This is a genomic window from Pseudomonas sp. B611 (assembly GCF_055407965.1).
Genome location: NZ_JBUZST010000006.1, coordinates 365,054 through 389,504, shown reverse-complemented (window position 1 = coordinate 389,504; position 24,451 = coordinate 365,054). Strand labels below are relative to the sequence as shown.

Genomic DNA, 24,451 nt, shown 5'->3' with positions numbered 1-24,451 from the left:
CACATTTAGCCCTGCGGTGTTATCTCGACCGGCGGCATCTTCAATCATTGAAACACTGACATATGGCAGCATCTCTGTAACATTCTGCAATGATCATGAACGACATCCCTCCCACACTGGATGCTCCGGCATGGCCACCCCTTCCCTGACTGCCTCCCCCCACACCTCCCCCGCAGACCCCAAGCCCCGGCTGGATAAGAAACCCAACCTGGTGACGGTGATCATTTTCTTCGCCGTGCTCGCCATGGGCCTGCTGTTCACCGCCTACAGCCTGATGCACGACATGCACGAGCTGGGCACGGTGGTCACCACCTGGACGCCGTTCCTGCTGCTCGGCGTGGCGCTGTTGATTGCCCTGGGTTTCGAGTTCGTCAACGGCTTCCACGACACCGCCAACGCCGTGGCGACAGTGATTTACACCAACTCGCTGCCGCCGCATTTTGCGGTGGTGTGGTCGGGCTTTTTCAACTTCCTTGGCGTGCTGCTGTCCAGCGGCGCGGTGGCGTTCGGCATCATTGCCCTGCTGCCAGTGGAGCTGATTTTGCAGGTCGGTTCATCGGCCGGTTTCGCGATGATCTTTGCCCTGCTGATCGCGGCGATCCTGTGGAACCTCGGCACCTGGTGGCTGGGCTTGCCGGCCTCATCGTCCCACACCCTGATCGGTTCGATCATCGGCGTCGGCGTGGCCAACGCCTTGATGCACGGGCGTGACGGCACCAGCGGGGTGGACTGGGCCCAGGCGATCAAGATTGGCTATGCGTTGCTGCTGTCGCCGCTGATCGGCTTCGGGTTTGCCGCGCTGCTGTTGCTGGCCCTGCGCGCCTTTGTGAAGAACCGCTCGCTGTACAAGGCACCGAAAGGCGACACCCCGCCGCCGTGGTGGATTCGCGGCATGCTGATCGCCACCTGCACCGGCGTGTCATTCGCCCACGGCTCCAACGATGGGCAAAAAGGCATGGGCCTGATCATGCTGATCCTGGTGGGCACGTTGCCGATGGCCTACGCGCTGAACCGCACCATGCCCGCCGAACAGTCGTTGCAGTTCGCTGCGGTGGCCGAAGTGACCCAGGTCGCCCTGGTGAAAAGCGCGCCGCAGGTGTTGGCGGGCGATCCACGGCCGATCCTCTCCACCTACGTGCGCACCAAGGAAGCCACGCCGGAACTGGTGCCGGCCCTCGCCGCGCTCGCCGGGCAGATCGGTGAAGAAGTCAAAGGCTACGGCTCCCTGGCCAAAGTCCCCGCCGAAGCCGTAGGCAACGTGCGCAACGACATGTACCTGACCAGCGAAACCATTCGCTTGATGGACAAGGGCAAGGTCGGCAACTTCGATGCCGACACCCAAGGCAAGCTGCAACTGTTCAAGCAACAGATCGACAACTCCACGCGCTTTATCCCGCTGTGGGTGAAGATCGCCGTGGCCATCGCCCTCGGCCTGGGCACCATGGTCGGTTGGAAGCGCATCGTGGTAACCGTAGGCGAGAAGATCGGCAAGACCCACCTGACCTACGCCCAGGGCGCGGCCGCGGAAACCGTGGCGATGCTGACCATCGGCGCGGCGGATATGTATGGCTTGCCGGTGTCCACCACCCATGTGTTGTCCTCCGGTGTGGCCGGGACCATGGTGGCGAATGGCGGTGGGTTGCAGATGAAGACCATCCGCAATTTGTTGATGGCGTGGGTGCTGACGTTACCCGCGGCGATCCTATTGTCGGGCAGCCTCTACTGGCTATTCACCAAACTCTTCTGACCCAACACAGAGCAAAAATGTGGGAGCGGGCTTGCTCGCGAATGCGGTGTGTCAGTCAATTCATCTCTGACTGATCCACCGCATTCGCGAGCAAGTCGAATCGTCGCACCGCCGCTCCCACACAAGCCAGCTCCCACATTTGGATGTTTGTTTCTTCAGTTGTTGAAGAGCCCAGCCAAAGCCTTCACCCGCTTTTTATAGACCCGCCGCGCCTCCAGCGCCTCTTCCAGGCTCACCGCCACAAACCCCGCCCGCTGGTTCGGCTGCATCTGCCCGATCAAGTCCAGGTCGGCGCTGATCACCGTGCCGATCATCGCGTAGCCACCGCCCGACACCGCATCCCGATGCAGCACAATCGGCTCCAGCCCCGCCGGCACCTGGATCGAGCCGATCGGGTAGCAACTGTCGACAATGTTCGACGGATCCGAGCCCGCGCCAAACGGCTGCTCCCGTGGCTGAAAACTCAGCGCGCTGCCGCCCTTGAAGCGATAGCCGATACGGTCCGCCTCTGAACCCACGGTCCAGGGCTCGGCAAAAAAGCTGCTTTTCGCCGCCTCGCTCAAACGCTCGTAATACAAGCCTGGCACCACCCGCAAGGTCACATCACCGCCGACGGAACGGCGCAAGGCCATCGGCAAACTGTTGCCGGCACGTCCCGCACCACTCGCCGCGCCGATGGGCAACACATCGCCTTCCTGCAAGCGCCGCCCGTGGAACCCACCGAGCGCGCCCAGGGTATAAGTCGAGCGACTGCCCAGCACCACCGGCACATCGATACCACCGGCCACCGCCAAGTATGTGCGGGCGCCGGCCTTGGGAAATTCAAAGCGCAATACCTGCCCGGCACGCACCTGGAACGCGGTGTCCTGGTGCACCACTTCACCGTCCAGGCGCGGTGACATCAACGCACCGCTGAGGGCCACCAGAGCATCCTCCTGGAATTCCAATTCGGGGCCGATCAACGTGCATTCCAGACCAGCCGCGCCAGGCGGGTTGCCCACCAGGTGGTTGGCCGCGCTCAGCGCGTACTGGTCCAACGCCCCTGAGGGTGGAATGCCCAGGTGGTAATAACCTTCGCGGCCAAGGTCTTGCACCGAGGTGGCGAGGCCGGGTTTGAGGACCTTGATCATGCCAGCGCCTCCTGCAGGGTTTTCGGATAGCCGATGGGATCAGCCAGAAAGGCGTCGAGGGAAAATTCCACTGCTCGGATGCGCAGGTCGAAACGTCCTGCGTCCACCTCGGCGACGGCCCTGTCGTAGGCGTCACGGTCCATGGGGGTGAACTGCACGATATCGCCGGGGCGGAAGAACACCATGTGCTCCTTGAGGTACGCCAACTGCTGCGCCGGGTCGTAGATCGGTGCCGGGGTCACGCCGAACATCTGGTAGCCGCCGGCGCCGCGCACCGAGTAGATGCAGCCGAAGCAGCCGCCATGGCCGAGGGTCAATTTTGGCGTGTCGGTGCGCGGGCGCAGGTACTTGGGCACCTGCAATTGGCGTTCGCGCTCGACCATCTGGAACATGAACGGTAAGCCCGCGACAAACCCCACCATCGACACAAACCACGGTGCGCCACTGTGGGCGGCGATAAACGCGTCCACATCGGCGAGGCCATTGATGCGTGCGGCGTATTCCAGGTCCGTGCCGCTGGGGTCTTGATGGCGGTCGCGAAAGCGCATCAGCGTCTCGTGGGTCCAGGGGTCGTTGTACAGCACCGGGATTTCGATGATGCGCGTGTGCAAGGTGCGCTCGGCCACGGCCTGGGCTTCGGCGCTTTGCACCGCATCGAGCAGCACGTGGGGCGCGATGCGGTCGGGGTCGAAGCGGATCTGGAACGAGGCATTGGCCAGGCACACATCCAGCACGCCTTCCAGCGCCAGGCGCTCCACCGCGCGGGTCACCGCCATGCCTTTGAAAAAGGCCTCCAGGGACATGCTGTCGCTGACCTCGGCAAACAGGTGTTCATCACCGCCGAAGCTGTAGCGGATAGGGGTCGTTTCAGCCATGTCTGTTCCTCTTGGAATCATTGTAGAAAGGCAGGCGAAAAAAAATAACGGGGCGATCTTATTCTGCGGTTTTTACCGTAATGCCCGCTTGGTCCAGGGCTTCGCGGGTGGCTTCCACCAACTCCAGCGCACCCGGGGTGTCGCTGTGCAGGCAGATGGAATCAAATTCGATAAACAGGTCTTCGCCTTCGACGGTGCGCACCAGTCCGGTCTGACAAGCCCGTAGGACTCGCGCCGCGACCGTCGCAGGATCCAACGCACGCACCGTGCGGGTAAACACAATGGAGCCGCTGAGATCGTACTCACGATCCGCATAGAATTCGCGCACCACCGGTTGCCCCAGCTCCTTGGCCACGCGCCAGATCACCGAGTTGGGCATGCAGTACAGCAACAGCGTCGGTTCGATGATTTGCAGGTTTTGCACCAACAGGCGCGCGGCTTCTTCGTCGCGGGCCAGGTGCATATAGAGCGCGCCATGGGGCTTGATATGTTGCAGGGTCATACCTTGGGCGCGGGCGATTTCCCGCAGGGCGCCGAGTTGGTAGAGGATGTCGTCGACCAATTCCTGGGCCGGTGCGTTGATATGCCGACGGCCAAAGCCAACCAGGTCGCGAAAGCCAGGGTGCGCGCCGATGGCCACGCCCAGTTGCTTGGCACGCTCGACGGTGCGGCGCATGGTGCCGGGGTCGCCGGCGTGGAAGCCGGTGGCGATATTGGCCGAGCTGATGTAGGCCATCAGCTCCGCGTCGACGCCATCGCCGATGGTCCAGGGGCCGAAGCCTTCGCCCATGTCCGAGTTGAAATCCACTGCCTGCATAGAGGTCGCTCCGCCTAAGTGATGGCAGAAAGTAGGCTGCGGCTTGACCCCTTGGGAAGATCTATTATCAGATAGTCCATCTTCTGAAAAACAGATACACACTGATCGCTCCCATGCTCCGCGTGGGAGCGTAGCCATGGACGCTCTGCGTCCGCTCTTTGAACCGTGACGCGGAGCGTCACCAGAGGCATTCCCACGCGGAGCGTGGGAACGATCGGAGCCACAAATGTCCCTGACCTTGCGCCAAGTCCGCTACTTCGTCGCCACCGCCGAGATCGGCCAGATCTCCCAGGCGGCGATTCACCTGAACATCTCCCAGTCGGCGGTGACCACGGCGATCAAGGAACTGGAAGCCATGCTCGGCGTGCAACTGTTTGTGCGCTCGGCCCAGGGCATGAGCCTGACCGACGCCGGGCGGCATTTTCTCAACCGCGCCTATGTGATCCAGCGCAGCGTGGACGACGCGCTGAACAGCCCGCTGCCCGACTACCGCGCCAGCGGCGTACTGCGGGTGGCCGCCAGCTACACGGTGCTCGGTTACTTCCTGCCCCACCACTTGCAACGCATGGAACACTGGCACCCGGACGTACACATCAAGGTCTTCGAGCAGGAACGCCAGGCCATCGAGCAAGGCCTGCTGGACGGCCAATTCGACATGGCCGTGGTGCTTACCGCCAACCTGACCCACGCGGATATCACCTCGGAGATCCTGTTCAACTCGGAACGCCGCTTCTGGCTGCCCAGCCATCACCCGCTGTGCGACCGCGACGCCGTGAGCCTGGCGGACGTGGCCCGGGAACCCTACATCCTGCTCACCGTCGATGAGGCCGAACACAGCGCCATGCGCTACTGGGAACAGGCCGGGCAAACGCCCCAGGTGCGGCTGCGCACCAGTTCGGTGGAGGCCGTGCGCAGCATGGTCGCCAATGGTAGCGGCGTGGCGATTCTGTCGGACCTGGTACACCGGCCCTGGTCGCTGGAAGGCAAACGCATCGAAACGCTGACCGTTACCGACCCCGTCACACCGATGAGCGTCGGCCTGGCCTGGCACCGCGAGCGCGCGTTCACTCCGGCGATGCAGGCGTTTCGCGACTACTTCCACGACGCCTTCCTCGCCCCGCAACAGTTGTCGGCACGCCGCTAAAGTGCGCCTTGCAACAGCGCGGCCAGCCAATCCATAAACACTCGCACCCGCAGCGGTAAATGCCGTTGGCCGGCGTAGAGCAACGATACGTCCAGCGGCGGCGCCGGGTAGTCGGGCAAGAACGCCACCAATTCGCCGCTGGCCAGCAACTCGCGAATGCCCAGGGCCGGCACCTGGGTGATGCCGAACCCGCCCAGGCACGCCACGCGGTACGCATCGGTGCTGTTGACCGTGACCCGCCCGGCCATGGCAATGCGGTGCACCTTGTTACCTTGCTGGTATTCAAACCCCGCCGAGCGTGAACCCAACGGCCGCACGTAATGCACCAGTTGATGGTGGGCAAGGTCGGCCAACGTCGTCGGCACGCCGTAACGTTGCAGGTACGCCGCGCTCGCGCAGTTGATCATCGGCAGGCTGCACAGCAGGCGCGCCACCACGCTCTGGTCCGGTTGCGCGCCGACCCGCAGCACACAGTCGAAGCCTTCGGCGAGCAGGTCGACCTGGCGGTCGGTGCTGCTGATTTCCAGCTCGATCAGCGGGTGCGCGTCCATGAACTCCGGCAGGCGCGGCAGGATCAATTCCCGCGCCATCACGTTGGGCATGTCCACCCGGATGCGCCCGCTCAGTTGCGCCTCGTCCTGGCGGAACAGCCCTTCCAACTCCTCCATGTGCGCCAGCAGATCCTTGCTGCGTTCGTACAGCACGCGCCCGTCCTGGGTCGCCTGTACCTTGCGCGTGGTGCGCTGCAACAGGCGCGCGCCGAGCAGTTCTTCCAGCGCTTGCACGTGCTCGGACACGGTGGAGCGTGGCAGGCCGAGGCTCTCGCCGGCGCCGGTAAAGCTCGACAGTTCGGTGACGCGCACAAACGTGCGCAGCAGCTCAAGTTTGTTCATCGGATTGTTCGCCTTATCCGGCCAGTGATTCCGGTATAGCGCTGTTTATCACGTAATGGGCGGACAAATACACTCAACCCCACAGACAACCTGAGAGGGATACACCATGACCCGTAAAATTGCATTGATCACCGGCGCCAGCCGCGGCCTGGGCAAAAGCGCGGCGCTGCACCTGGCGGCACAGGGTGTCGATATCATCGGTACTTACCACAGCGCGGCGGCCGAAGCCCAAGCGGTGGTCGAGCAGATCCAGGCCCTGGGCGGCCGCGCCGCAATGCTGCAACTGGATGTGAGCCAGAGCGCCACCTTCCATGATTTTGTCGGCGAAGTCGCCGGCGTGCTCAAGGATGTGTTCGCACAGGATCACTTCAACTTTCTGATCAACAACGCCGGCATCGGCGCCCACGCCAGCTTTGCCGACACCAGCGAAGCGCAGTTCGACCAACTGGTGGCGATCCAATTCAAGGGCCCGTTTTTCCTCACGCAAAAGCTGCTGCCGCTGATCCGTGATGGCGGGCGCATCGTCAATATTTCCAGTGGCCTGGCGCGGTTCAGCCTGCCGGGCTATGCGGCGTACGCGGCGATGAAAGGCGCGATGGAAGTGCTGACGCGCTACCAGGCCAAGGAACTGGGCGCGCGTGGGATCACCGTGAATATTCTCGCCCCCGGCGCCATCGAGACCGACTTCGGCGGCGGCGCCGTGCGTGACAATGCGGCCCTCAACAGCATGGTCGCCAACAACACGGCACTGGGGCGTGCCGGGTTGCCGGACGATATCGGCGGGGCCATTGCAACCTTGCTGGCCGACGGCAGCCATTGGATCACCGGTCAGCGCATTGAGGCTTCGGGCGGGATGTTTCTTTGACCGCCTGGAGCTTGTCGCGCAGCACGTCATAGGCCCAGTGATAGACATAGGTGTACGGCAGGAAGAACAGCAGTACACCGATGTCGAGGATAAACGCGTCCAACAGGCTGATATTCAGCCACGCGGCAATCAGCGGCACGCACACGATGATCAGCCCGCCTTCAAACATCAGCGCATGCAGCACCCGCGTCCAGGCGTTGTTGGCCAGTTGCAGGCGCGCCTTGAGGCGGTCGAACAGGCTGTTGAAAATGATGTTCCAGGTCAGCGCCAGCAAGCTGATGCCCAATGTCACCGCGCCCATCTCCAGCGCCGGCCGGCCGGTGATCCACACCAGCAACGGCGTGCAGATCAACAGGGCCAGGCCTTCAAAACCGAGGGCTTGGCCAACACGTTCAGAAATCGATTTGGTAGGGTTCATGGTCTGGCTCCGTGGGGGGTGATGGTTGCCATGATTACCCCCTGCGCCGATACTTCATAACCAATAACCATCGAGATAGGCGATAGTCATGGCGTCCAACGAAGTGCTGCAGGCGTTTGTACAGGCCGCCACCCAAGGCTCGTTTTCCGCGGCGGCGCGCAAGCTGGGCAAAAGCCAGTCCACCGTCAGTGCCGCCGTGGCGAGCCTGGAGATTGACCTGGACCTGGTGCTGTTTGACCGCAGCAGCCGCAAGCCCACACTGACCGCCGCCGGGCAGGTGTTGCTGCAACGTGCCGAGCAGGTGCTGGAAGCCAGCAGCCGTTTGGAATTGGCGGCGAGCCAGTTGTCCCAGGGCCTGGAGCCAAAACTGACGATTGCCATGTCGGATACCTATCAATCCGACCGCTTCGAGGTCGCCCTCAGCGCGTTCGAACAACGCTACCCGGACCTTGAACTGGAATGCCTGATCGCCGAATGCGAAGACTTGATCGCCCTGGTGCAAAGTGGCCGGGCGCAAGTCGCGTTTATCGAAAAACAAGAGGTGTACCCGCCCGACCTGACCGGCGCGCCCGTGGAGGAACGCACGGAAATCGCGCTGTATGTCGCGTCCAAGCACCCCTTGGCGAAGCTGCAAAACATCCCCGCCGACACCCTGCGACAACACCGCGAACTGCGCCTGGCCAGCATCATCAATCCGAATGAAACCCGTGCCAGCGGGCGGGTGTGGTCGGCGCCGAGTTACCTGATGCTGATGGAGATGGCCCAGCTCGGATTTGGCTGGGCGCCGCTGCCGCGCTGGCTGGTGGAGCGCTTTGATGGCGGCCAACTGGTGGAGCTCAAAGCCCGCAGTTGGCCGCGCTCGGTGGCGGTGGATGCACTGTGGTCGCGGCACCACCCGCCGGGGCCGGCGGGGAGTTGGTTGCTGGGCAAGATGCTTGAGTAACCCCTGGCGGGTTATGCGGCCGACACCTGCGGCGGGCGGTTGGCCTGGAAATATTCGTGCAGAGCACGTAATGCTGGCAACTCCAGTGCTTGCGCGGCGAAACACAACCCCACTCGGCGTGTAGGGGCGGGCAGGTGCCATTCACGAATGACTACGCCAGCCCGCTCCGCCGCCATCGACTGCGGCAACATCGCCACGCCTACCCCCGCCGCGACCATATGCAGCGCCTGGGTCAGGGACCCGGCGTGCCCCGCCACCGCCTGCGGCGAGCGGCCGTACAAGGCCATCAAGCGCTGGTGTGAATCGTGTTGCGGGCAGGTAATCCAATCTTCAATCGGTGCCCATGCCTGTTCTTTGCTCGACTGCGCCATGGGGTGTGCGGCTGGCAACACCATCACGTAGGACTCTTCCCAAAGCGGCAGGAACAACTCGTCCTCGCAGCACATTTCCTCCACAGCCAGACGCCCTTGGCCTTCGCAGCCTTCCTGCAAAGTCAGCAACAAGCCCGGTAGGCCTTGGTGCGCCATGCGCAGGAAGGTTTCGATCTGGCTGTCGGCGATATCGCCCTCCACACCCAGCTCCAGGGCGATGCGATTTTCGCGCCCGCGAAACAAACGGCTTAACGCCTCGGCTTCGGCCACCATGCGCCGCGCCTGGGGATACAGCACCCGCGCCTCGGCACTCACCGCCACACCCCGTGGCTGACGCACGAACAACGCCACGCCCAGTTCGTCTTCCAACTGCTTGATGGTCACCGACAAGGTCGGCTGGCTGATAAACAAACGCTGGGCTGCCGCGGTGATATTGCGCTCTTCAAAGACCGCGAGAAATGCCTTGAGGTGACGCACATCCATAGTTGAATCCGATGGCTGACAGAGAAATAAGGCATTTTTCAGCCTTGTCGACGGTAAATATACTGCGACCACCAGCCAGTTATCGATTTTTCTTATCTCAGGAGTTCATGCATGAGCAAGCCACTGATCATCATCACCGGCGCCAGTTCCGGTATCGGCGAAGCCACTGCCCGCCGGTTGTCGGCCGCCGGCCACCCGCTGTTGCTGTTGGCACGTCGTATTGATCGCCTTGACGAGCTGGGCCTGCCGAACACCTTGAATCGTGGCGTCGACATCACCGACCGCGCCGCGCTGGTCGCCGCCGTGAAAGAAGCCGAAGCCCGATTCGGCCCGGCCGATGCGCTGATTAACAATGCCGGCGTAATGTTGCTGGGCGCGGTCAGCGAGCAAGACCCGACGCAGTGGGAACAGATGCTGGATGTGAACGTCAAGGGCCTGCTCAACGGTATCCACGCCGTGGCGGGTAGCATGGTTGCGCGTAAAGCCGGCACCATTATCAACGTCAGCTCGGTGGCCGGGCGCAAGACCTTCCCGAATCACGTGGCGTATGTGGGCACCAAGTTTGCCGTGCATGGGATTTCGGAAAACCTGCGTGAAGAATTGTCGCCCAGCAATGTGCGCGTCATCACCATCGCCCCTGGCGCGGTGGAAACCGAATTGCTCAGCCACACCACTGACGAAGCGATCAAGACCGGCTACCAGGCCTGGAAACAGGACATGGGCGGCACCGTGCTCAGCGCCGATGATGTGGCCTCGGCGATTGCCTATGCCTACCAGCAGCCGCAGCATGTGTGCATTCGCGAGATCGTGTTGGCCGCTACGCGCCAGCAACCATAACCCAGATATTGCGAACAACTCGGCCCGCTCCCACACTTGGTCTTCATTGTTTGAGTTGGGCCAAGCGTCGTTCGAGGAAGCGTTTTTCTGGCGCCTGCTGGGTCAGTGACAGGGCTTTTTCATACGACATGCGCGCTTCTTCAACGCGCCCCAGTTGCCGGCAAAACTCCCCACGCGCCGAGTGCGCCAAGTGGTAATCCAACAAATCGCCACGCGCCAGGATCCCCTCGACCTGTTGCAGCCCCGCCAAGGGTCCATCGCGCATGGCCAGTGCCACGGCGCGGTTCAGTTCGATCACGGCTGACGGCATCATCCTGAGCAACACATCGTAGAGCCCGACGATCTGCGGCCAGTCGGTTTCTCCCGCACTGGGCGCTTCGGCGTGCACGGCCGCGATCGCCGCTTGCAGGCAATAAGGCCCAAAGCGCCGAGTGGTCAACGCGTGCTCCACCAGTGCACAGCCTTCGTCGATCAAGAAGGCATCCCACAGCGAGCGGTCTTGCTCATCCAGCAATACCAACTCCCCACTGGCCGTGGTGCGCGCCGGGCGGCGGGATTCATGCAACAGCATCAATGCCAGCAAGCCCATGACTTCGGGTTCGGGCAGCAACTCCATCAACAATCGACCCAGGCGAATGGCCTCACGGGTCAAATCCTCGCGAGTCAGGTCCGCCCCGATGGACGCCGAATAGCCCTCGTTGAACACCAGGTAAATCACCCGCAACACGCTGTCCAGGCGCTCGGGCAATTCGTCCCGGGACGGCACTTGATAAGGGATCTTCGCCTCACGGATCTTGCCCTTGGCCCGCACGATGCGCTGGGCGATGGTCGCCGGCGAGGCCAGGAACGCCCGGGCGATTTCCTCGGTGGTCAGGTCGCAGATCTCGCGCAAGGTCAGCGCCGCCTGGGCGTCGGCTGCCAGTGCCGGGTGGCAGCAGGTGAAGATCAGGCGCAGGCGGTCATCTTCCACGTGTTCATCGCTCCAGTCTGCCGCTTCCAGTGCCTCGGCCTGCGCCTGCAGCAACGGAGTGAACCGCGCCTGGCGACGCAGACGGTCGATGGCCTTGAAGCGCCCGGTCGACACCAGCCAGGCGCGTGGATTGTCCGGCACACCGTCCAGCGGCCAGCGCTGCACCGCTACAAAAAACGCTTCGTGCAGGGCTTCTTCGGCCAGGTCGAAATCACCCAGCAAGCGAATCAACGTCGCGAGTACCCGGCGTGATTCACTGCGGTAAATGGCCTCGACCGACAGGTTCAATCGGGCATGCCCTGGGTCACCAGGGTGACCAGCCGATCCAGGCTCTGGCCCCAGCCATCATGAAAGCCCATGGCTTCGTGGGCCTGCTTGTCTTCGGCACTCCAGTGCATGGCGCGGGCGGTGTAAAGCGTCTTGCCGTCGACCTCTTCAAAGGTGACCTCGGCACTCATGAACGGCTTGCCCGAAGGTATCCAGCCGGGCATGAAAGCATCGGTAAACACCAGCCGATTGGGCGCATCGATTTCCAGGAATACACCCTGGGTCGGGTACTCGGCACCGTCCGGCGCCCGCATCAAGGTGCGAAACAAGCCACCGACCCACAGGTTCATTTCGCACTCGGGGGTGGTCATGCCGTGGGGGCCCCACCATTGCTGGAGCAAAGCGGGTTCGGTCCAGGCGCGGAACACCCGGCTGCGCGGCGCATCGATCATGCGGCTGATGGACAATTCAAACTCGGCAGGTTGCATGGACATGGGGTAAACCTCTTGAGTCTTGGGGTTGTTGTATTCAGAGATTCAATTCACGTACGGGGCGCACTTCCACACTGCCGACCCGGGCGGCCGGAATGCCACCGGCCACCTGGATCGCTTCATTCAAGTCACGGGCCTCGATCAGGTAGAAACCGGCGAGCTGCTCCTTGGTCTCGGCAAACGGTCCGTCGGTGATCGACAACTTGCCATTGCGCATACGCACGGTGGTAGCGGTGGTCACCGACTCCAGTGGCTCGGCGGCCAGCATGCGACCGCTGGCCTGAACGGACTGCGCGTAGGCGAAGCACTCCGGGTCTGCCGGGCTGTCCGGCGAGGTGTGCAGCACCTGTTCGTTGCTGTAGATCAGGCACAGATATTTCATGGTGTTCTCCGTTTTCGGACTACTGACTATAGATCGCGCAGGTCAAGGTTTCAGGTCGAACAGACCGGCGCCGGTCTCCATGTCGAACGGCGCGGACCAATGCTCATGCACCACTTTCCATTGGCCATCGATGCGCTGGTAACCGGCGCTGACGCGCATCCAGCAGGTCTTGAGCACTCCGTCCGGGCCGGTGCCCCCACAGTGGGCCAGCCAGTGGGCAAAGGCGCTGTCTGCTCCGGCAACGATATGCAGCTCATGAAAGTCGAACACGCCGGGGCCAGGGCAGAACTCCATACACGCCTGCCAATGCGCCTGGTAGGCAGCCTTGCCCTTGAATTGCAGCGCGCCAACGGCATCGAACGCGGTGATATCGTCGGCGTAAAAGCTGACAATTTTCTCGACATCCTTGGCGGTGACAGCCTGTTTCCATTGTTCGATCAGGGTGTTGATAGCAGTGCTCATGGCGATACTCCTTGGGGTAGAAACCATCACGGAAGACACCCTTAGTCGAATGGCCCACCGGCAAATCGACACCCCCCTTAAAAATAATTTCGCCACCGACAAACCCGCTAGAATCCAGGCCTCTTTGTAGGATTTCGGATACGCCCCCGATGGAAACCCGCCTCGCCCTTTATGAGACGCTGAGCCTTGCGCAGAAACAGCAACTCGACACCCTGCAAGTACACCCCGAGCAACTGGCGTATTCCGGCGATATCTACTGTGCGCTGAACAGCTTGCTGGTCAATCCCCATCCCGACGCCATCAAAGGCTTCGCCCTGCTCGCCGACGAAACGCCCGTGGCCTTCCTGCTGCTCAAACGCCCGCCCTGCCTGCCCCATTGGGCGGATGAACACAGCGCCACGCTGCATGCATTCCAGGTGGATCGCGGGCAACAAGGCCGGGGGTTTGGCAAGGCGTGCCTACAGGCGCTGCCGGAGGCGGCGCGGTTGGCGTGGCCGCAGATCAAGGGGATTGAGTTGTCGGTGGACGCAGACAATGTGGCGGCGACGGGGCTGTATCTGGCGGCAGGTTGGGTCGACGACGGCGAGGCGTACAAGGGACGGATTGGCTATGAGCGCAGGTTGAGGTGGGTGTTTGCGCCACAACGCTGATGTCACGTAAACAGGGCATTCAAAGGTTCATGTCCTGTTTACGTGACAGTGGCTGACGTATCAGCCTCGTTCGCCCACAGGTAGCCAGATCTCCACCGTCCCGGTGCCCTTGCGCGCGTCAAAATCGGCGCTGTAGCGCTCGAAATCAGCGCCCATCACCTTGTAGCCCGAGTGCGGCAACCACTCGAACATGATGCGTTCATACGTTTGCTCAAGCGCCTGCACCGGCCCGTAATGCGGGAACACGGCGTAGTTGAGCGGTGGGATTTCGATGTATTCGAAGTTGCCCGGCACATCGGCTTTGCTAGGGACTTCGACGCCGGCCATGTAGTCGAATTCGCCATGTTTGGGGTTATGGCAAACGCCATAGGTCACACCGCCGACGCGCTTTTTGATGTCCTTGATGCAGGTATCAAACAACTCCCACAGCTTGGGAATATCGCCCACGGTGGCCTTCGAATAACGCCCTTGTACACCGGCAATCACCAGCGCCTTGCCCGCTTCCATGCGTGGCTCCAACGGTTGTTTTGTCTGCTGATCCATACGAACAGTCTCCTTCTTATAGGGAACAAACCCGCATCGAGTATAGGGGCATATCCGCGCTGTACTCCAAGCAGAAAATTTTCCTGCGCATCTGGACAACTGGCCATCATCGCCCGTATTGTCTGCCCGCAGGCCACCGCAGTGGCCGACGTCGCTCGGACGGTTCCGGGCGCTTACGTACCTCGAGGCAACAATGGCAGACCAAGGTTCGCCGCGCCGCTTTGCGCGCATAGATCGACTCCCCCCTTACGTTTTCAATATCACAGCCGAGCTGAAGATGGCTGCGCGTCGGCGCGGCGAAGACATCATCGACTTGAGCATGGGCAACCCCGACGGCCCCACGCCGCCGCACATTGTCGAAAAACTCGTGCAAGTGGCCCAGCGTGAAGACACCCACGGCTACTCCACCTCCAAAGGCATTCCGCGTCTGCGCCGGGCGATTTCGCGCTGGTACAAAGACCGCTATGAAGTGGACATCGACCCCGAGTCGGAAGCCATCGTGACCATCGGGTCCAAGGAAGGCCTGGCACACTTGATGCTGGCCACCCTGGACCAGGGCGACACCGTGCTGGTGCCCAACCCGAGCTACCCGATCCACATCTACGGTGCCGTGATTGCCGGCGCCCAGGTGCGATCGGTGCCGCTGATTCCCGGCGTGGATTTCTTCGCCGAACTGGAACGGGCGATTCGCGGCTCGATCCCCAAGCCAAAGATGATGATCCTCGGCTTCCCGTCCAACCCCACCGCGCAGTGCGTGGAGCTGGATTTCTTCGAACGCGTGATCGCGCTGGCCAAACAGTACGACGTGCTGGTGATCCACGACCTGGCCTATGCCGACATCGTCTACGACGGCTGGAAAGCCCCGTCGATCATGCAGGTGCCGGGCGCCAAGGACATTGCGGTGGAGTTTTTCACCCTGTCCAAGAGCTACAACATGGCCGGCTGGCGCATCGGTTTCATGGTGGGCAACCCGGAACTGGTCAACGCCCTGGCGCGCATCAAGAGCTACCACGACTACGGCACGTTCACCCCGCTGCAAGTGGCGGCGATTGCCGCGCTGGAAGGCGACCAACAGTGCGTGAAGGACATTGCCGAGCAGTATCGCCAACGCCGCAACGTGCTGGTCAAGGGCCTGCATGAGTTGGGTTGGATGGTGGAGAATCCGAAGGCGTCGATGTACGTCTGGGCGAAGATTCCCGAGGCGTATGCCGCCATGGGTTCGCTGGAGTTTGCCAAGAAGTTGTTGCTGGAGGCGAAGGTGTGCGTGTCGCCGGGGATTGGGTTTGGCGAGTATGGCGATGATCACGTGCGCTTTGCGCTGATCGAGAACCAGGACCGGATTCGGCAGGCGGTGCGAGGGATTCGCGGGATGTTCAGGGCGGATGGCCTGGTTACCAAGGCATAACCCAATCCACCTGTAGGAATAGGGTCAAAACTGTGGGAGCGGGCTTGCTCGCGAATGCGGTGGATCAGTCAATGTATTGGGTGACTGATCCACCGCATTCGCGAGCAAGCCCGCTCCCACATTTGGATTGGGTTTGCACCCTACCTTTGTGGTGTGGGTTACACCACCAACGACAACAGCATGATGAAGATCAACGCCACCACGGACAGAATCGTCTCCATCGCCGTCCACGTCTTGAACGTCTCTGCTACGGTCATATTGAAGTACTGCTTCACCAGCCAGAACCCCGCATCGTTGACGTGCGACAAGATCAACGACCCCGCCCCCGTCGCCAACACCAGCAGCTCACGGTTAACGCCTGGGATCATGCCCACCACCGGCACCACGATGCCCGCGCCAGTAATGGTTGCCACGGTTGCCGAACCGGTTGCGATACGAATCACCGCCGCCACCAGCCACGCCAACAGGATCGGGTTGATCTGCGCGTTTACTGCCATATGGCCGATCACGTCGCCCACGCCGCTGGTCACCAGCATCTGCTTGAAGCCACCACCGGCACCGATGATCAGGATGATCGCGGCGGTCGGCGCAAGGCTGGCGTCGAGCAATTTGAGGATCTGCTTGGAGTGAATGCCCTGGCGATGACCAAAGGTGTACAGCGACAGCAGCAACGCCAGCAACAGCGCGGAGATCGGGTGACCGATCATGTCCATCCAGTTGCGCACGATATGGCCGTCAGGCAAGCCGATATCCGCAAATGTTTTCAACAGCATCAGGAACACCGGCAGCAGCACGGTGATCAGGGTGATGCTGAAGCTCGGCAGGTTCTTGTGTTCCGACTCGCGGGCCAGTTGGTCCACCAGTTCCTGGGACGGGTTGCCCGGGATGTACTTGGCGATGAACGTACCGAAGATCGGGCCGGCGATGATGGCCGTCGGCAGCGCGACGATCAGGCCGTACAGGATAGTCTTGCCGATGTCCGCGCCAAACACGCCGATGGCCAGCAGTGGGCCCGGGTGCGGTGGCACCAGGCCGTGCACCGCCGAGAGACCGGCGAGCAGCGGGATGCCGATCTTGATCAGCGACACGCCGGTGCGGCGCGCGACGATGAATACCAGCGGGATCAGCAACACAAAACCGATCTCGAAGAACAGCGGGATGCCCACCAGGAACGCGGCGAACATCATGGCCCACTGGACCTTTTCCTTGCCGAAGGCGCGGATCAGGGTCTGCGCGATCTGATCGGCACCGCCGGATTCGGCCATCATCTTGCCGAGCATCGTGCCCAGCGCGAGGATGATGCCGACAAAGCCGAGCACCCCGCCGAAGCCGTCCTGGAACGCCTTGATGATCTTGTCCACGGGCATGCCCGAGGTCAGGCCGAGGAAGCCGGCCGCGATGATCAGTGCAATGAACGGGTGCACCTTGAACTTGGTGATCAGTACGATCAACCCGATGATAGTGACCACTGCATCAAGCAGCAGGTAGGACTCGTGGGACATGCCAAACATGGGGGGTCTCTCCTGTTTGTTGTTGTTATTAAAGCGGGTGTTGAATTTCCTGCCGGGGATAGCGCTATCTTTTCCGGCAAAAAATCACTTGGAAGGTTCGAAGCCGTGTTGCAGCCACCAGGCATGGGTCTGCTCGGCCAACGCCTCGACACTGTCTACGCTGGCGTTGAGCGCCAGGGTCAGCGGCTCGCCCACGGGCGATTCAAGGGTGGCGAACTGGCTGTCGATCAGGCTTGCCGGCATGAAGTGGCCGGGGCGGTGGGACACGCGGTCGGACGCCACTTCACGGCTCAGCTCCAGAAACACGAAACCCAGGCCCGGCGCGGCTTCGCGCAGGTGGTCGCGGTATTTCTTCTTGAGGGCGGAACAGGTCAGTACCGGGTGTTCACCGGCTTTCAGCGAACGGCGCAATTCATCGCAGAGGATGTCGAGCCAGCCGGCACGGTCGTCGTCGTTGAGGGGGTGGCCGGCGCTCATCTTTTCGATGTTCGCGGCAGGGTGAAAGCTGTCGCCTTCAATCGCAGTGGCGCCGTTCAGACGGCACACGGCCTCGCTGACGCTGGTCTTGCCACAGCCAGCAACACCCATGATGACCAGGGCAGTAACAGGTTGACTCATGAAACACCTCAGGACGCAGATAGCGCTACCTTTGCACGCTGTAAGGCTAGTGCAAAAACAGGCTTTTCCCGCGCCGTCTTGTCTTTTTTTATGGAGTGACGCGTGCATCCGCTCCAAGCGTTTGAACCCGGATCAGGCAACCCGAAATTCAAGAATTTGCAGCCTTTTGGAGACAGCGCTACCTTAGTGCCTCGATTTTTGTTTGGCAAGCCGCCTGATGACCTCCAAGAACGATAAAAAATTGCGCACCACGGGTCGCCCGACCCTTAACGAAGTCGCTCGCCTCGCCGGCGTCAGCCCGATTACCGCGTCCCGCGCCTTGCGCGGCATCAGCACCGTGGCCACCGAACTGGTGGAAAAAGTGCAAAAGGCCGCCAGCGAACTGAACTACGTGGTCAACCCCGCCGCCCGCGCCCTGGCCTCGGCCCAGAGCCATTCGGTGGTGGTGATCGTGCCGTCATTGTCCAACCTGCTGTTTATCGAAACCCTCGAAGCCATCCACCAAGTGCTGCGGCCCAAGGGCTTTGAAGTGCTGATCGGCAACTCCCACTACTCGCGCGATGAAGAAGAAAACCTGCTGCGCAACTACATGGCCTACCAGCCACGGGGCTTGCTGCTGACTGGCTTCGACCGGACCGAGAGCGCCCGACGAATGGTCGAGGCCAGCAATGTGCCGTGTGTGTACATGATGGACCTGGACCCGAATGCCGGCGTGAACTGCGTGGGTTTCTCGCAATTGGCGGCGGGTGAAACGGCGGCGGCGCACCTGCTGTCCCGCGGGCGCAAGCGCCTGGCCTATATAGGCGCGCAACTGGATCAGCGCACCTTGCTGCGTGGCGAAGGTTTCCGCCGTGCACTGCAACAGGCGGGCATGTACGACCCGGCGCTGGAATTGCTGACGCCGCGCCCCTCCTCCGTGGGCCTGGGCGGCGAACTGTTCCTGCAGATGCTGGCAGCCCATCCCGACGTGGACGCGATCTTCTTCGGCAACGACGACTTGGCCCAGGGCGCCTTGCTGGAAGCCCTGCGCCACGGCATCAACGTGCCGGCGCGCGTAGCGGTGCTGGGTTTCAACGACCTGCCCGCCTCGTCGTTCATGGTGCCGCGCCTGAGCAGCATCAGTACGCCGCGTGAGGCGATCGGGCGGCGATCGGCGGAGCATCTGTTGACGATCATGGCGGGCAACAAGGTGGCCAAGCCGGTGGTGGACATGGGCTTTGAACTGCAAGTTCGGGAAAGCACCTGACCCTCTAAAGCCGAACACCCTCAAAATGTGGGAGCTGGCTTGCCTGCGATAGCGTCCGTCCAGTCACTGCAATATTGACTGATAGACCGCTATCGCAGGCAAGCCAGCTCCCACATCTTTTTTACCGTGCCCACTTGGAAATATCGCGGTCGGCTCCTACCCCTGCTAGATTGGCGGCTCTCCACCGCAAGGAAAGCACCATGGGACACTCTCTGAAAATCTTGGGCCGCACGTCCTCCATCAACGTGCGCAAAGTGCTGTGGACCTGCCAGGAACTCGGCATCGACTACCACCGCGAAGACTGGGGCATCGGCTACACCCCCACCCAATCCCCCGAGTTCCTCGCCTTGAACCCCAACGCCCAGGTGCCGGTACTGATCGACGATCACGGCGTGCTGTGGGAATCCAACACCATCTGCCGTTACCTCGTCGGCCTCTACGAGCGCCATGACCTGTTGCCCGCCGAACCTGCGCCACGGGCGCGCGTCGAGCAATGGATGGACTGGCAAGCCACTGAACTCAACCCGTCCTGGGGCTATGCCTTTCACGCGTTGGTGCGGCACAACCCCGACTACCAGGACCCGCAGCGCATCCAGGCCGGCGTGCAAGCCTGGAACAGCAAGATGGGCCTGCTCGAACAACAGTTGATCAAGACGGGCGCCTATGTGGCCGGCAATGAATTTACCCTGGCCGATATCCTCGTTGGCCTGTCGGTACACCGCTGGCGCAACGCCCCGCTGGACCATCCGCCCTACCCTGCGGTCGAGGCGTATTACCAGCGCCTCAGCCAGCGCCCTGGTTTCCAGGCCTTCGCCCTCGACGGCCATAACTAAAACAAGGACAACACCGTGAAAGGACTCAACGTACTGCTCACCGGCGCCTGCGGCAGAATCGGCAAGACGTTTTTCGAAGCCTCGAAAGAGCGCTACCGCTTCACCCTGACCGACCGCATCGCGCCGGATTTCGCCCTCGGCGAACACCGCTTCATGCACGCCGACCTCAGCGACAAAACCGGCCTGGCGGCGTTGCTCGACGGTATCGACGTGATCGTGCACCTGTCGGGCATCCCCCACGCCAGCGCTTCGTTCGACGAATTGCTGCCGAACAATATCCTTGCCACCACCTACCTGTTCGAAGCCGCCGTGGCCGCCGGGGTCAAGCGTCTGGTCTTCGCCAGCAGCGCGCAGACCATCGAAGGTTACCCGGTGGACCGCCAGATCGTTCCCGGCATGCCGGTAATGCCCGCCAACCTGTATGGCGTGAGCAAATGCTACGGCGAGGCGCTGTGCGCCTACTACGCGGCGAAAACCCCGCTCTCGACGATTGCCCTGCGCATCGGCGCCTTCGAGTTCGTCAAAACCCACGACCTCAACAACGCCCGCGACCTCAGCGCCTGGCTCAGCCCGCGCGATGCGGTGCAGCTGCTGCAACGCTCGGTGGAAGCCGAAGGCGTGAAGCACCTGATCGCCCATGGCATCTCCAACAACCGCTTCAAGCGTTTGGATTTGAGCGAAACCACGCGGGTGTTGGGTTATCAGCCGCAGGATGATGCGTTCCAGACGTTTGAAATCCCGATCACTTACTAAGCCCTTTGGCGGCCCAAGGACTACCATTCGTCCGCTCAGTGAAAAAACTGTCAATTCTGACAGTGGCTCCCGTCCTTCTTCGACGTTCTACTGCCGAGCAGGCTCGCCCATGTTAGGCGGCTGCGATGTCGAATAAGGAGATGAACATGGCACAAAGCACCCCTGAAGCCTCCGAGGGCTGGTTGAAATCCACGGCCTTCGAAGGCGATATCGATACCACCGACGTCAGTTATCGCCAATCACCCACGGGAACCAGAGGCATCACGCTGTATGGCCTACAGCCAACCCTGGCTGGCAGTTTTACTGGCATTCAAATCGACTTCCCCAATAGCGTGAGCCCAGGCCCGATTCCTGTACCGCAACCGTTCCCGGCCACCGTTCAAGTGAGCTACTTTCGCCAGACAAGCAGCGGCTTAAGGACCTCTTTTCATGCAAAGAGTGGCATGCTCGATTTGACCACTTTTAACCAACCACTTGGCTTCGCATCGGGCACATTCGACGTAATGGCAGATGTTGATGGCACCGACCAGACGTTCAAAGGGACGTTTGACATCCATACGGTATGAAGAAGGCAAGGCCTAGTCACGCTGCGGCAACGATTGACCCATACATGGTCATTCATTGCCGCTTCTTATCGTTTAGGCACCGCGAAAATAACAGGAATGCCCCCCCGGCACGCTATTTGCTCCACCTGAGGCACACAGACATTCCCCCAGGTGACCGATCATGCTGGTTAACAACAACACCCAAGCCGTGACCACCGTGCAGCAGCTCAAGCGCTCCGACATGGACCCGGCCAACGCCGCCGCCAGCGCGCTGTACAGCGGCGCCCTGCAAGCGGCGCAGCAAAGCGTGACCGTGCCGGCCGCGCAGAAGGCACTGGACAAGGCCGCCGACCGCATCGACGAAGCCTTCGCCAAGACCCGCGTGCAGTTGCAAACCAGCAGCACGGATGTGCCGACGGTCAACGCCACGTCTTCGGCCCGCGCAGAATTCACCGACTACATGAGCAAATCCCCGGCCGAACGCATCCGTGAGCAATTGCTCAAGGAACAAGGTTTGACCGAGGCGGATGTGCAGGGCATGTCCCAGGAAAAGCAGGACGCGATCAGCAAGCAAGTGGCGGAGCGCGTGAAGCAGCAGCAAGAGCAACAGGTCGTCGCGAAGGCCACTGACCCGGCGCAGGCGGTGAAAGCGACCTTGGCGGCTATTTAAGCCAAATGTGCAATGGCTGTTGCCAGTTGATTAAGGGTTAACACTGTACCTGTGGCGAGGGAGCTTGCTCCCGCTGGAGTGCGAAGCGCTCCCAAAATCTTGGGGCTGCTACGCAGCCCAGCGGGAGCAAGCTCCCTCGCCACAGGTTACTTTTATCCCTTCCACATTCTTGGCCTGCTGCCAGGTTATTGCAGTTGTAACGTGGAATTGAACTGACTGATCGCATCCACCACATGCTTTGACCCTTCCTGAATCTCCAGGATCACCTGTCCCGCCTCGTTCGCCAGCTCCACCCCCAGCCCCGTGCGGCTCAAGCTCGACTGCATGCTCGACACCGCACTCAGCGACAGGTCGTGGTTCTTGCGCACCACATCGACAATTTCCACCGTCGCCTGGCTGGTCCTGGCCGCGAGGCTGCGCACCTCATCGGCCACCACCGCAAAGCCGCGCCCATGCTCACCGGCGCGCGCCGCTTCGATGGCCGCGTTGAGCGCGAGCATATTGGTTTGCTCGGCGATGCTGCGGATGGTCTGCACAATGGCGCCGATGATGTCCGACTGCTTGCTCACCGCGTCGATGCTTTGCGCCGCCTGGTTCAAGTCGTGGGAAATCTCTTCAATGATCTGCACGGTTTGCTGCACCACCTCCGAGCCTTTGCGCGCGCAGGCGTCGTTTTGTACCGAGGTGGCGTGGGCCGAATCGGCAGCATTGCGCAAGGTGGTGACCTGATCGGTGATGTCGCTGGCAAACTTCACCACTTTGTACAGGCGCCCATTGGTGTCGAAGATCGGGTTGTAGGACGCTTCCAGAAACAGCGTCTTGCCGTGTTTGTTTCTGCGCTCAAATCGGTGGGAATGGTATTCGCCACGGTTGAGAGAAGCCCAGAACGCCTTGTAGGCCGGCGACTCCACCTCGCTGCGATGGCAGAACATGCTGTGGTGCTGGCCGATGATTTCGTCCAACGAGTACTGCACGGTGCGCAGGAAGTTGTCGTTGGCGTTGAGGATCTGCCCCTGCGGGGTGAACTCGATCACCGCCATGGAGCGGCCGATGGCATCGATCAGGCTTTGGTTTTCGTGTTCATGGTGAACCCGTGCGGAAATATCCGACGCCACCTTGATCACACTCTGAACCTGCTTGTTGCTGTCCAGCACGGGCATGTAGCTGGCTTCGAGCCACACTTCCTGACCGCGCTTGTTCAGGCGCATAAAGGTGCCGCTGATGGCCTCGCCCCGCGCCAGGTCACGCCAGAGCTTGGCGTAGGGCTCGCTGTGGGTGTAGGCCTCCTCGCAAAAGATCCGATGATGTTTGCCGCGAATCTCCTCGGCGCTGTAGCCCATGGTTTTGCAGAAGTTGTCGTTGGCATCGAGGATCACGCCATTGCGGTCAAACTCGATCATTGCCATGGAACGGCTGATGGCGGCGAGTTTGGCGTTGGCTTCGGTAAGGGCGCAGGAGAAACGTTCGATTTCTTGTAGGTCGGATTTGTGATGGCGGTTGAACATGGTCAGATCACCCTTGATTCCCGGCGCCGGTCGGCGCATTCCATTCATCTGTTGGATACTGCTGGCAAACCTTGCATGGGGAACAACCATCCGAATCGCTTTATATGCCAAGCGTCATAACGGTTCTGGGTGAGCATAGACAGGGCTTGGCGCTATGCAAGGCCACTAGTCAGCCAGCATTTTTAACAATGCATGGGCGGCGGGTGATGGCGGGCAGGTTTGCGAGGCCACCAAGGAGAATTCGCGGTGTACGGGAACGGCCAGCGGCATCACGCGCAGGCCCTGGCGTTGGGCCGGCAGGGTCATTTCCGGCACCAGGGTCACGCCGACGCCTTCACGCACCAGGCTGAAGGCGCTGCTCCACTCGCGCACTTCCACGCGGATATCCGCCAGGGCCAGTCCGGCCTCGGCGCCCAGGCTGCGGGCGTTGGCAGTGCAGCCGCCCGTGGCCAGCACAAAAGGTTGCTGCAACAACTCTTCCAGCGTCAGCGTGGCATCGGCCGGCCGTTGCGCCAGCGCGTGCTGCTGCGGCAACACCGCCAGCCAGTTATCGCGTCCCAACACCGTGGCGTTACGCTCGGGCTTGGGGTTGAGCACCACGCCGAGATCGATCAGGCCAGCTTCGAGCAAGGTGTTCACTTCGTTGTCAGTGACTTCAAGGGTGGTGACTTCGATGCCTGGGTACAGCTGAGCGAAGCGCTGCAACAGCGGCGTCAGAAACGTCGCCAGCACCATGGGGAAACTCGCGATGCGAATACTCCCACGCAACATGGGCTTGGCGTCGTCCACGGTGCTGCGGATGGCCTGCAAGGCGCCAAGCATCACCCGCGCCTGCTCGATCACACTCAGCCCCAGCGCCGTGGGCAAGGTCTTGCGTGGCGCGCGGGTAAACAGCTGCGCCCCCAAGGTGGCCTCCATGCCGGCCATGGCCTGGCTGGCGGCGGACTGGGTCATGCCCACGCGCTCGGCGGCGGCGGTGATGCTGCCGTGGTCGGCAACGGCCACCAGCAAGCGCCAGTGCATCAGGTTCATCATGGCAGTAGCTGTCCTTATGGCAGGGACTGAAGGTTTAATTTT

General features: G+C 61.6%; 26 protein-coding genes and 2 pseudogenes. 12 read left to right on the top strand and 16 right to left on the bottom strand.

The features are described 5' to 3' along the window. The first annotated feature begins 130 nt into the window (after window positions 1–130). Window positions 131–1,747: an inorganic phosphate transporter gene (locus tag ACZRMO_RS16650; protein WP_463973517.1), complete on the top strand. Its 1,617-nt coding sequence runs from the start codon at window positions 131–133 to the stop codon at window positions 1,745–1,747. A 155-nt stretch (window positions 1,748–1,902) separates the two neighbouring features. Here ACZRMO_RS16650 and ACZRMO_RS16645 read toward each other — a convergent pair whose 3' ends face one another. The 3 genes from ACZRMO_RS16645 to ACZRMO_RS16635 are packed head-to-tail and all read right to left on the bottom strand — an operon-like array spanning window position 1,903 to window position 4,569. Next, window positions 1,903–2,877, bottom strand: coding sequence for a 5-oxoprolinase subunit C family protein (locus tag ACZRMO_RS16645; protein ID WP_463973516.1), 975 nt, complete (start codon window positions 2,875–2,877; stop codon window positions 1,903–1,905). Next, on the bottom strand, window positions 2,874–3,752 hold the full coding sequence (locus ACZRMO_RS16640; RefSeq protein ID WP_463973515.1) for a 5-oxoprolinase subunit B family protein: 879 nt from the start codon (window positions 3,750–3,752) through the stop codon (window positions 2,874–2,876). Before ACZRMO_RS16640 ends, ACZRMO_RS16645 begins: the two co-directional genes overlap by 4 nt. Before the next feature lie 58 nt (window positions 3,753–3,810). Beyond that, window positions 3,811–4,569 (bottom strand): 5-oxoprolinase subunit PxpA, encoded by a 759-nt coding sequence (locus tag ACZRMO_RS16635; RefSeq protein ID WP_017738803.1) that lies wholly within the window; start codon window positions 4,567–4,569, stop codon window positions 3,811–3,813. Window positions 4,570–4,795: 226 nt separating this feature from the next. On the opposite strand from ACZRMO_RS16635, the gene ACZRMO_RS16630 reads away from it, so the two are divergent. Next, the gene (locus ACZRMO_RS16630) at window positions 4,796–5,713 is read left to right on the top strand and encodes a LysR family transcriptional regulator (RefSeq protein WP_463973514.1); all 918 of its coding nucleotides are present in this window, start codon (window positions 4,796–4,798) and stop codon (window positions 5,711–5,713) included. Here ACZRMO_RS16630 and ACZRMO_RS16625 read toward each other — a convergent pair. Further along, window positions 5,710–6,606 carry a LysR family transcriptional regulator gene (locus ACZRMO_RS16625; RefSeq protein ID WP_207040792.1) on the bottom strand — a complete coding sequence of 299 codons (897 nt, stop codon included), beginning with the start codon at window positions 6,604–6,606 and terminating at the stop codon, window positions 5,710–5,712. The genes ACZRMO_RS16630 and ACZRMO_RS16625 overlap by 4 nt on opposite strands. A 106-nt stretch (window positions 6,607–6,712) precedes the next feature. Between ACZRMO_RS16625 and ACZRMO_RS16620 the strand changes: the two genes are divergently transcribed. Beyond that, on the top strand, window positions 6,713–7,471 hold the full coding sequence (locus tag ACZRMO_RS16620) for an SDR family NAD(P)-dependent oxidoreductase (RefSeq protein ID WP_463973513.1): 759 nt from the start codon (window positions 6,713–6,715) through the stop codon (window positions 7,469–7,471). Here the strand turns inward: ACZRMO_RS16620 and ACZRMO_RS16615 are convergent. Continuing rightward, window positions 7,428–7,889: a multidrug/biocide efflux PACE transporter gene (locus tag ACZRMO_RS16615; RefSeq protein WP_463973512.1), complete on the bottom strand. Its 462-nt coding sequence runs from the start codon at window positions 7,887–7,889 to the stop codon at window positions 7,428–7,430. The genes ACZRMO_RS16620 and ACZRMO_RS16615 overlap by 44 nt on opposite strands. A gap of 88 nt (window positions 7,890–7,977) precedes the next feature. Between ACZRMO_RS16615 and ACZRMO_RS16610 the strand changes: the two genes are divergently transcribed. Then, window positions 7,978–8,832, top strand: coding sequence for a LysR family transcriptional regulator (locus ACZRMO_RS16610; protein WP_463973511.1), 855 nt, complete (start codon window positions 7,978–7,980; stop codon window positions 8,830–8,832). Between the two features lie 11 nt (window positions 8,833–8,843). On the opposite strand, the gene ACZRMO_RS16605 is transcribed toward ACZRMO_RS16610, so the two are convergent. Then, window positions 8,844–9,686 (bottom strand): LysR family transcriptional regulator, encoded by an 843-nt coding sequence (locus ACZRMO_RS16605; RefSeq protein WP_463973510.1) that lies wholly within the window; start codon window positions 9,684–9,686, stop codon window positions 8,844–8,846. 111 nt (window positions 9,687–9,797) lie between these two features. Here ACZRMO_RS16605 and ACZRMO_RS16600 point away from each other — a divergent pair, with 111 nt between their 5' ends. Beyond that, window positions 9,798–10,523: an SDR family oxidoreductase gene (locus tag ACZRMO_RS16600; protein ID WP_463973509.1), complete on the top strand. Its 726-nt coding sequence runs from the start codon at window positions 9,798–9,800 to the stop codon at window positions 10,521–10,523. Window positions 10,524–10,566: 43 nt separating this feature from the next. Here the strand turns inward: ACZRMO_RS16600 and ACZRMO_RS16595 are convergent, their stop codons facing one another. From ACZRMO_RS16595 to ACZRMO_RS16580, 4 genes are read right to left on the bottom strand one after another with little or no spacing between them, the layout of a single operon-like run. Continuing rightward, window positions 10,567–11,781 (bottom strand): RNA polymerase sigma factor, encoded by a 1,215-nt coding sequence (locus ACZRMO_RS16595; protein ID WP_463973508.1) that lies wholly within the window; start codon window positions 11,779–11,781, stop codon window positions 10,567–10,569. Next, complete coding sequence (locus ACZRMO_RS16590; protein WP_124524848.1) at window positions 11,778–12,254, bottom strand: SRPBCC family protein; 477 nt, start codon at window positions 12,252–12,254, stop codon at window positions 11,778–11,780. Before ACZRMO_RS16590 ends, ACZRMO_RS16595 begins: the two co-directional genes overlap by 4 nt. Window positions 12,255–12,288: 34 nt before the next feature. Then, window positions 12,289–12,633, bottom strand: coding sequence for a YciI family protein (locus tag ACZRMO_RS16585; protein ID WP_061449320.1), 345 nt, complete (start codon window positions 12,631–12,633; stop codon window positions 12,289–12,291). A 42-nt stretch (window positions 12,634–12,675) separates the two neighbouring features. Further along, window positions 12,676–13,095, bottom strand: coding sequence for a YybH family protein (locus ACZRMO_RS16580; protein WP_463973507.1), 420 nt, complete (start codon window positions 13,093–13,095; stop codon window positions 12,676–12,678). A 149-nt stretch (window positions 13,096–13,244) separates the two neighbouring features. Between ACZRMO_RS16580 and ACZRMO_RS16575 the strand changes: the two genes are divergently transcribed. Then, entirely contained in the window at window positions 13,245–13,745 is a 501-nt protein-coding gene (locus ACZRMO_RS16575; protein ID WP_463973506.1) for a GNAT family N-acetyltransferase, read from the top strand. A 60-nt stretch (window positions 13,746–13,805) separates the two neighbouring features. Here the strand turns inward: ACZRMO_RS16575 and ACZRMO_RS16570 are convergent, their stop codons facing one another. Further along, entirely contained in the window at window positions 13,806–14,288 is a 483-nt protein-coding gene (locus tag ACZRMO_RS16570) for a GyrI-like domain-containing protein (protein ID WP_463973505.1), read from the bottom strand. A gap of 193 nt (window positions 14,289–14,481) precedes the next feature. Here ACZRMO_RS16570 and alaC point away from each other — a divergent pair, with 193 nt between their 5' ends. Next, complete coding sequence (alaC, locus tag ACZRMO_RS16565) at window positions 14,482–15,693, top strand: alanine transaminase (protein WP_017738792.1); 1,212 nt, start codon at window positions 14,482–14,484, stop codon at window positions 15,691–15,693. Between the two features lie 158 nt (window positions 15,694–15,851). On the opposite strand, the gene ACZRMO_RS16560 is transcribed toward alaC, so the two are convergent. Both ACZRMO_RS16560 and ACZRMO_RS16555 read right to left on the bottom strand, forming a co-directional pair. Continuing rightward, window positions 15,852–17,204, bottom strand: coding sequence for a GntP family permease (locus tag ACZRMO_RS16560; RefSeq protein WP_122488943.1), 1,353 nt, complete (start codon window positions 17,202–17,204; stop codon window positions 15,852–15,854). 84 nt (window positions 17,205–17,288) lie between these two features. Next, a complete protein-coding gene (locus ACZRMO_RS16555; protein WP_026137052.1) occupies window positions 17,289–17,822 on the bottom strand; it encodes a gluconokinase in 534 nt (177 codons plus the stop codon). A gap of 214 nt (window positions 17,823–18,036) precedes the next feature. Here ACZRMO_RS16555 and gntR point away from each other — a divergent pair, with 214 nt between their 5' ends. The 5 genes from gntR to ACZRMO_RS16530 all read left to right on the top strand — a co-directional run bounded on the left by gntR (window position 18,037) and on the right by ACZRMO_RS16530 (window position 21,869). Further along, window positions 18,037–19,068, top strand: a complete 1,032-nt coding sequence (gene gntR / locus ACZRMO_RS16550) for an HTH-type transcriptional regulator GntR (protein WP_177413989.1) — start codon at window positions 18,037–18,039, stop codon at window positions 19,066–19,068. A 200-nt stretch (window positions 19,069–19,268) separates the two neighbouring features. Next, complete coding sequence (locus ACZRMO_RS16545) at window positions 19,269–19,901, top strand: glutathione S-transferase family protein (protein WP_463973504.1); 633 nt, start codon at window positions 19,269–19,271, stop codon at window positions 19,899–19,901. Window positions 19,902–19,916: 15 nt separating this feature from the next. After that, complete coding sequence (locus ACZRMO_RS16540; RefSeq protein WP_463973503.1) at window positions 19,917–20,654, top strand: NAD-dependent epimerase/dehydratase family protein; 738 nt, start codon at window positions 19,917–19,919, stop codon at window positions 20,652–20,654. Window positions 20,655–20,800: 146 nt separating this feature from the next. Next, window positions 20,801–21,220, top strand: coding sequence for a hypothetical protein (locus ACZRMO_RS16535; protein ID WP_463973502.1), 420 nt, complete (start codon window positions 20,801–20,803; stop codon window positions 21,218–21,220). A gap of 160 nt (window positions 21,221–21,380) precedes the next feature. Further along, the gene (locus ACZRMO_RS16530) at window positions 21,381–21,869 is read left to right on the top strand and encodes a hypothetical protein (protein WP_463973501.1); all 489 of its coding nucleotides are present in this window, start codon (window positions 21,381–21,383) and stop codon (window positions 21,867–21,869) included. 185 nt (window positions 21,870–22,054) lie between these two features. Here the strand turns inward: ACZRMO_RS16530 and ACZRMO_RS16525 are convergent. The 3 genes and pseudogenes from ACZRMO_RS16525 to ACZRMO_RS16515 all read right to left on the bottom strand — a co-directional run. Next, window positions 22,055–22,468 (bottom strand): annotated as a pseudogene (locus ACZRMO_RS16525) (methyl-accepting chemotaxis protein); the annotation flags it as partial. A 177-nt stretch (window positions 22,469–22,645) separates the two neighbouring features. Continuing rightward, window positions 22,646–23,269, bottom strand: a pseudogene (locus ACZRMO_RS16520) (PAS domain-containing protein); the annotation flags it as partial. A gap of 270 nt (window positions 23,270–23,539) precedes the next feature. Next, on the bottom strand, window positions 23,540–24,409 hold the full coding sequence (locus ACZRMO_RS16515) for a LysR family transcriptional regulator (protein ID WP_463973500.1): 870 nt from the start codon (window positions 24,407–24,409) through the stop codon (window positions 23,540–23,542). Window positions 24,410–24,451: the final 42 nt, after the last annotated feature.